The organism is uncultured Abyssibacter sp., from assembly GCF_964000955.1.
Lineage (GTDB): Bacteria > Pseudomonadota > Gammaproteobacteria > Nevskiales > OUC007 > Abyssibacter.
In genome coordinates this window covers 1-6,849 of the sequence record NZ_CAXFCL010000361.1, presented here as the reverse complement: position 1 = coordinate 6,849, position 6,849 = coordinate 1, and the positions used below count along the sequence as shown (strand labels likewise).

General features: G+C 66.0%; 5 protein-coding genes and 2 pseudogenes. 3 read left to right on the top strand and 4 right to left on the bottom strand.

The genetic code is table 11. The features are described 5' to 3' along the window. Together ABNS06_RS17645 and ABNS06_RS17640 are read left to right on the top strand one after the other, a co-directional pair. Positions 1-619, top strand: a pseudogene (locus tag ABNS06_RS17645) (di-heme enzyme); the annotation flags it as partial. After that, on the top strand, positions 616-1,353 hold the full coding sequence (locus tag ABNS06_RS17640) for a hypothetical protein (protein ID WP_348675919.1): 738 nt from the start codon (positions 616-618) through the stop codon (positions 1,351-1,353). The pseudogene ABNS06_RS17645 and the gene ABNS06_RS17640, both read left to right, overlap by 4 nt. A gap of 115 nt (positions 1,354-1,468) precedes the next feature. Here the strand turns inward: ABNS06_RS17640 and ABNS06_RS17635 are convergent, their stop codons facing one another. Next, the gene (locus ABNS06_RS17635; RefSeq protein ID WP_348675918.1) at positions 1,469-2,899 is read right to left on the bottom strand and encodes a trypsin-like peptidase domain-containing protein; all 1,431 of its coding nucleotides are present in this window, start codon (positions 2,897-2,899) and stop codon (positions 1,469-1,471) included. A gap of 184 nt (positions 2,900-3,083) precedes the next feature. Between ABNS06_RS17635 and ABNS06_RS17630 the strand changes: the two genes are divergently transcribed. Next, positions 3,084-4,265, top strand: a complete 1,182-nt coding sequence (locus ABNS06_RS17630) for a zinc-binding dehydrogenase (RefSeq protein WP_348675917.1) — start codon at positions 3,084-3,086, stop codon at positions 4,263-4,265. A 19-nt stretch (positions 4,266-4,284) separates the two neighbouring features. Here ABNS06_RS17630 and ABNS06_RS17625 read toward each other — a convergent pair whose 3' ends face one another. The 3 genes and pseudogenes from ABNS06_RS17625 to ABNS06_RS17615 all read right to left on the bottom strand — a co-directional run. Next, positions 4,285-5,505, bottom strand: a complete 1,221-nt coding sequence (locus ABNS06_RS17625; RefSeq protein WP_348675916.1) for an iron-containing alcohol dehydrogenase — start codon at positions 5,503-5,505, stop codon at positions 4,285-4,287. A gap of 1 nt (position 5,506) precedes the next feature. Next, positions 5,507-6,046, bottom strand: a complete 540-nt coding sequence (locus tag ABNS06_RS17620) for a DUF4334 domain-containing protein (RefSeq protein ID WP_348675915.1) — start codon at positions 6,044-6,046, stop codon at positions 5,507-5,509. A gap of 9 nt (positions 6,047-6,055) precedes the next feature. After that, positions 6,056-6,849, bottom strand: a pseudogene (locus ABNS06_RS17615) (hypothetical protein); the annotation flags it as partial.

Here is a 6,849-nt window from a genome sequence, read left to right as displayed (position 1 = left end):
CTCCGGCGATTCGGCCTTTGACCGTTCCGAGCGCAGCGTCGACCCCGAGCCGTTGTCCGCCTCGGCGCAACGCGGTCGCGAGCTGTTCTTTTCCGAGCGGCTGGAATGTTTCCATTGCCACGGCGCGTTCAACTTCGCCCAGTCCGTGCAGCATGACGGCTCGGTCATCGAGACCATCGAATACAAGAACAACGGGCTCTACAACATCGCCGGTCCCGGGCCGGGGCTGCCGCTGGAGGTCGGCAACTATCCGGCCGGCAACCAGGGGCTTTACGAGTTCACCGAAAACCCGGCCGACATGGGCAAGTTCCGTGCGCCCACGCTGCGCAACATCGCGTTGACCGCGCCGTACATGCACGACGGCAGCATCGCCACGCTGCGCGAAGTGATCGTCGACCATTACGCCCGCGGCGGCCGGCTCATCGAGGACGGCGATACCGCCGGTGACGGCGCCGAAAGTCCGTACACCGACACCCTGGTCGTCGGCTTCCAGATCACCGATGACGAGGTCGACGACCTGCTGGCGTTTCTGAACGCGCTGACCGACTGGAGCTTCGTCTGCAATCCCGACATCGCCGATCCCTTCGGCACGGTCCCCATGAACGAGAACTGCCCATGAAGCGCTGTCTGATTCTCCTCGCCTTGCTGCTCGGCGCCTGTGGTGGCGGCGAGAGTTCGGTCGGCACCCAGGTTCACTGGCTGCTGCAGACCACGCCACTGGATACCGCGCCAACCCCTGCCGGCGACAAGACTTTCGACAACACCGAGGGTGTGCCCGTGACGCTGTCGCAGGCCTATCTGGTGCTCAGCAGCGTCGAGATCACCGACGACTGCGCCAGCCCGAGCTTCGTGCTGCGCATGCTGCTGGACGGTCTGATCGGCACCGCGCAGGCGCATACGCAAAGCAGCGATACGCGGCTCGGCGAGCCCCATGTCATCGACCTGACCGGGGACGATGCGGACAGCACGCTGCTGGGCACCCTGTCGCCGCCGGTCGCCAGCTACTGCGGTGGGCGATGGCAGATCGCCGCCGCCGATGACGACGCCATCGGACTGCCCGACGACCTGGACATGGTCGGCTACAGCCTGCGCTTGCGGGGCACCTACGGCGACACCGACGCCGCCTTCGAACTGGACGTCAGCCTCGCGCCACTGCCTATCGAACGCCAGTTCAGCGGCGTGCTGTCACTGGATTCCGACCACCGCGAAGCCAGCGTTACCCTCAGCCTCCACTACGACCGCTGGTTTGATGGCGTCGACATGACCGCCCTGGCCCAGGGTGACGCCAATGCCCGCGACCAGGTGCTGGCGAACCTGCGTGCGCAGCTCAGCCTTGAGGTGTCCCGGCCCTGATCGCGTGAAACGTTTGGCCTGATCGATGAATCCGTTGCCTCTGATCTCGGTCGCGAAGCCTGATGCCGCGGGAAACCCGGCAGCATCCGAGGGGCCGGGTTCTGGCAGTGTGGTCCTAGAGACGCCTGCGCCGACGCAGCCTGAACCCAATCAACAGACCGCTCAGGGTTAGCCAGCCCAGTGCTCCACTGCTGCCGTCGGGTGCGGTGCTTCCTCCTTCGCCAGGATCCGGTTCCTCCTCGTTACCCGAGGGATCGGCGCCATCCAGTGTCAGCACGCCGGAGTTGTCGGGATCGAGGTGGGGCTTGAGGCTGTTGTCGTCGGCGCCGTTGTCCCAGCTCACGCTGAGCCGCCCGTACCAGTCCGGATCGTCATTGCCGCAGGCCGCGGCGCCGCCATGCAACTGTCCGATCACCCGATGGTTGGGGTCCCAGATGGCGGACCCGGAGGACCCGCCCTCCGTCGTCCCCAGATCCCAGTCCTCGATGCGCCAGTGCGTGCCGTTGGCGTCGGGATCGTCTTCGCTGTAGTTGGTGGCCGTCAGTGCGTCGTATTCAAAGCTGATGCGTTTCTCGTCGCCGGAGGGGTGGTGAATGGCGATGGCGCCGGCGGGTGTGGTGCCGCTGGCGTCCCAGCCGGCGTAGTAGACCGCGAAGTCCTCGGACGGTGTTTCCGTCAGTTCCAGCAACGAGAAGTCGGAATCCGAATTCGTCGCCAGCAGTGTCGCGCCGCCCTGCACCTGCGCCAGCGAACCATCCGGCGTGCCGCCGCAGCTCGAGGTTTCGTAATTCCAGTACAGGTTCACCGACTGCGCCACGTTCTCTCTGCTGACGCAATGGTTCGCGGTCAGGAACAGCGGGCGGAAGTCCTCCGCCGTGTTGTTCAGCAACTGCCCGGTGCAGAGATAGGTCAGCAACAGTTCGGTGAATTCGAATCGGGCGACCGATCGAATCTCCGCCCGCCAGTCGTCCCCTTCGGGGCAGACAACATCGATGTTGCAGGCGCCGGACTTCTGCGGTGCATCGGCCTTGTTGGGGTCGTACTGGCCCGACTTCACCTGTTCGATGCGTACCGTCGGGCGCACCGCGGTGCTGGCGGGCAGGGCGAGTTCGACCACCAGCTCATGGCCGCTGATCAACGGGCTGTGGACCACGCCCCCGGCTCGGGACGGCGCGCGCAGGCTTCGGATGCTGTCGCCTTCGGGCGAGTAGATCGCCAGTTGCTGGCCGGCGACCTCGAAATCCTGGGACAGCGCGACTCCGACGGATACCGCGCCTTCGGCGAACACGCGGGCACGCCAGACTTGTTCGCCGCTCGGCAGGCGTTCCCACAGGCCGGTCGTCGAGCTGGTCCAGTCCGTGACGACGCCACGGGCGATCGGGAACCGGCCGGATGCGTCGGGTTGCGGCAGCGCCGCCTGCCGGGCGACGAGTTCGGGCTGAATCTGGACGATTGATTCGAGCGCTGATGCTTTTTCAAGGCCCAGCGGAGCGGCCTGGGCGCTGAACACTGCCAGCACCGCAACAAGAAAGGTTGCTAAACGCATGGGGAATGGGTCTCTGCCAAGAAACGGCCACTATAACGACTTGGTTACGGGGTCGTGATGCCGTGCGGGTTCCGACCGGTGTCGCCCCGCCGTGGAGCGGTCATATGGGCGCATCTCCCCGACTCCTTGGCATCATAGGTGGCACAAGTTAATTCCGAGCCGCCCGATTATCAGGGAGACGCCCGTGCGAGCCGTTGTCTGTCAGAACACCGAACTGAGCGTGATGGACCTGCCCGATCCGGTGCCGGCGAAAGGGCAGGTGCTGGTGGAGGTGGAGCGCTGCGGGATTTGCGGGTCGGACCTGCATTTGCGCCACGCCTGCGATTCGATGAAGGACTTGCTCGGCCGCGTCGGCGCCGGCGATCTGGTTCCGGCCAGCACGGACCGGCTGGTGTTTGGCCACGAGTTCTGCGCGACGGTGCTGGATCACGGGCCGCGGACGCGGCGGCGCCTCAAGCCGGGCACGCGGGTGGTCGCCCAGCCGATGCTGCGGGTTGGCGATGCGGTGCATTTGTGCGGTTTGTCGCCGGTCGCCACTGGCGGCTATGCCGAGCGGATGCTGTTGCAGGAGTCGATGCTGCTGCCGGTGCCGAACGGCCTGTCGTCCGAGCTCGCGGCGCTGACCGAACCGATGTCGGTGGGGCTGCACGCGGTGCGTCGCAGCGAGATTGCCAAGCGCGATCTGGCGGTGGTGATCGGCTGCGGACCGGTGGGGTTGGCGGTGATCTGCCTGCTCAAGGCCCAGGGCGTGGCCACCGTGGTCGCCAGCGATTTTTCGCCGGGTCGTCGCGAGCTGGCCAGGCGCTGCGGCGCGGATGTGGTGATCGATCCGGCCAAGGACAATCCCTATGCCGATCGCGACCGGTATCGTTTTTTCCACGAGCTGCCGGATCTGGTGAAGCTCGCGGCGGATACCCAGGAGAATCTGTCGAAGCTGCCGGTGCCGTGGCACATGGTCTGGCGCACGGTGGAAACGCTGGGCGTCGGCATGCCGCAGCGGCCGGTGATCTTCGAATGCGTCGGCGTGCCCGGCGTCGTGCAGCAGATCATCGACGGAGCGCCGCTGATGTCGCGGGTGGTCGTGGTCGGCGTGTGCATGCAGGTGGACCGCTTCGAGCCAGCGATGGCGATTCACAAGGAGATCGACCTGCGCTTCGTGTTCGGCCAGACCCCGCTGGAGTACCGCGACACGCTGCATCTGATCGCCGAAGGCAAGGTCGACTGCGCGCCGATGATCACCGGCGTGGTCGGGCTGGACGGCGTGGCGGCGGCCTTCGATGCCCTGGCCGACCCGGAAACCCACGCCAAGATTCTGATTGACCCACGCGGTGATGCCACGATCCGGCCGCCATCGCCCAGGCCCTAGGAGGTTCGCGCGAGCCGTGTCAGGCCGGCAGCAGACCGCTCAGCAGGCGTTCGCAGTCTCGCGTTCGCATCAGCCGGGGGACCGCGTAGAGCATCCGTGCCTCACGCAGGGCGCCCTTCGCCAATGCGGGGATATCGTCCACGAGCAGCCCGTCCAGCGCGACCGGGATTGCCAGCCGCCGACACAACTGGGTGATGTGCTCCAGCAACCGATCGGCGAGCGCGGTGTCGCCGGGTCCGGGCGCCGAGAGGCCGCAGTACAAGGCCAGTTCGGCGAGTTGTGGATCGATCTGCGGGCGTGAATGCGCCAATACGCTGGGCAGGATGGTCGCGTTGGCCAGCCCGTGAGGCGTGTGATAGCGGGCACCGATCTGGTGGGCGATGGCGTGGACGTAGCCAGCGCTGGCCTGGTTGATGGCGCGCCCGGCCTCGTGGGAGGCCAGCAACATCTGCTGGCGGGCCTCCAGGTCCTTTCCGCCATCCTCGTGGGCTCTCGGCAGATAGGCGAAGGTCCGGCGGGCCGCGCTGGCGGCGTATTGCCGGGTCCTTCGGTTGGCCGCGCGCGACAGATAGGCCTCGATGGCGTGGGTGAGCACATCCATGCCGGTGGCGGCGGTGAGTCGCGGTGGCAGGCCGAGGGTCAGCGTTCCGTCGAGCGCGACGGCGTGCGGCACGAGCTTGCCGTCCACGACCGGAAGCTTGCGCTGGTCGTCCGAATCCGTCACGACGGCCGCGACGGTGACTTCAGAACCGGTTCCGGCCGTCGTCGGAATGGCGAAAATGCGCTTCGGGCGGCGGCGAACCCGAAACATCCCGGCGAGTTCGCGAACCTGCTTGTGATTGGTCGCGCAGGCCGAGATGACCTTGGCGGCGTCTATCGGCGAGCCGCCGCCCACCGCGAGCACGGCGTCACAATCGCGCTCTCGCAGCAGCCGGGCGCCCTCGTCGATCTGCTCCGTGGTGGGGTCGGGTGTGATGTGGTCGTACAACGTGAGTTCGATACCCAACCGTTCCAGGTTTTCCAGGATTGGATCGAGCAGACCCAACCCCCGCAGGTCGGCATCGGTGACCACGAGCAGCCGCTCGACCCCGGCCTCGGCGATGTGCTCGCAAAGGGTCGTGGTTGCGTCGGGGCCGTCGAAGACCGCGGGGCTGCGCATGGGCACGACGGTGGTCAGCCACTTCATGGCCTGTCCGTAGCTGCGCAGGATCGCGGCCTCGGCGACGAAGGGCAGCAACACTTCAGCCGTCCCTTTGCAGGCTGAACCAGAACGGCGCGCGCATGCCGCGCAAATCCATCACACCCAGCACCGTGTCCTCATCCACCCGCACGAACGAGTCATTGATCGGCAACCGGTCGTAGATCATGGTCGCCGTGGTCTGGTCGCGATACCGGGTCACCCGCAATCGGGCGGCAGGGCGCCGTGTCGCGAGTAACCCCATGGCCATGCCGAAGCCTTTCCCCACGGCGGCGGATTTCGCGACAGATGGAAAGCGCATCAGCGCCATGCCCGCGAACACCCGTTGTGGTTCCAGCGTTTTCAGGGCTCCGCCCGGCGCTCTGAACACCAGCGGATGAACCTTCTCGGTGGAATCGAAGCGTTTGCCATACCAGCCGAACGTCTCCAGATAGCCATCCATGGGGTGGCCGGTGGAGAGACCGGCGCCTCTCCAGGAGCCGAGCATGAAGGCGGTGTCCACGGGCTCGAGCGCGTCGAACAGGGCGGCTGCCTCCTCGGGGCTGCAGGAACCACGCTGGATGATGGATTTAGCTTTGGTCACAGGGTGTCCTCAGAGCGTCTTCAGGTATTCCTTGATGGCGCGGACTTCGGCTTCCGTGAGCACTGACGTGAACGCATGGCCGCTGTTGCCCTGGCTGTAGTAGTTCGTGTTGTAGATCTTGCGCTCCTCGATCTGCGCATCCGTCACGATCGGGACATTGAGCAGATTCCAGGCGAGGCCACCGTTGCGCCAGACCACCGAGAGCGCGTCTTGCAGCGTCGCGCCTTCGTCGAGCAACGGGTTGCAGTCCACCAGCGGTGTGGTCGCACCCAGCAGCGGCAGCGATGCACTGGCCTCGCAGGCCAGCTCGTCGTAGCGCCAGCCCATGGCATCGGGGTCGTACCCTCCGCTCAGGCTGTAGTCGAAGCCCATGACAACCTGGCCTTCCAGGTCCGCGGGGGCGGGCACGGAATGACGCCGCCAGATCTCCGGGCGCAATTCGGGGTTCAGCACCGCGTCGATGTTGGGTACCGAGCCATTGTGGAAATACGGTGCGGTTGCCCAGACACCGTAAAGCGGGGGTGCAAGATAACCAAGCTCGCGATCCTTGCGCAGCGAAGGGTCGTTCCAGTTGCCGCATATCGAGACGCCATCTTCGTTGTACGGGCCGTCGCCGTAGGCGAACCAGTTACCCCGTGAGTACTGCTGCACGCGCTCGGAATTGCCATCCAGTCGGGCGCGGTCGGTGTCGATGATGTCGATAGGCGTGACATAGGAGGCGATGCCTTCGAGCAATGGCGTGTCAAGAAACGCCGGATCGTTCACGAAGCGGGGCGAGTAGGCGCCGTGGCAGCCGGCGCAGG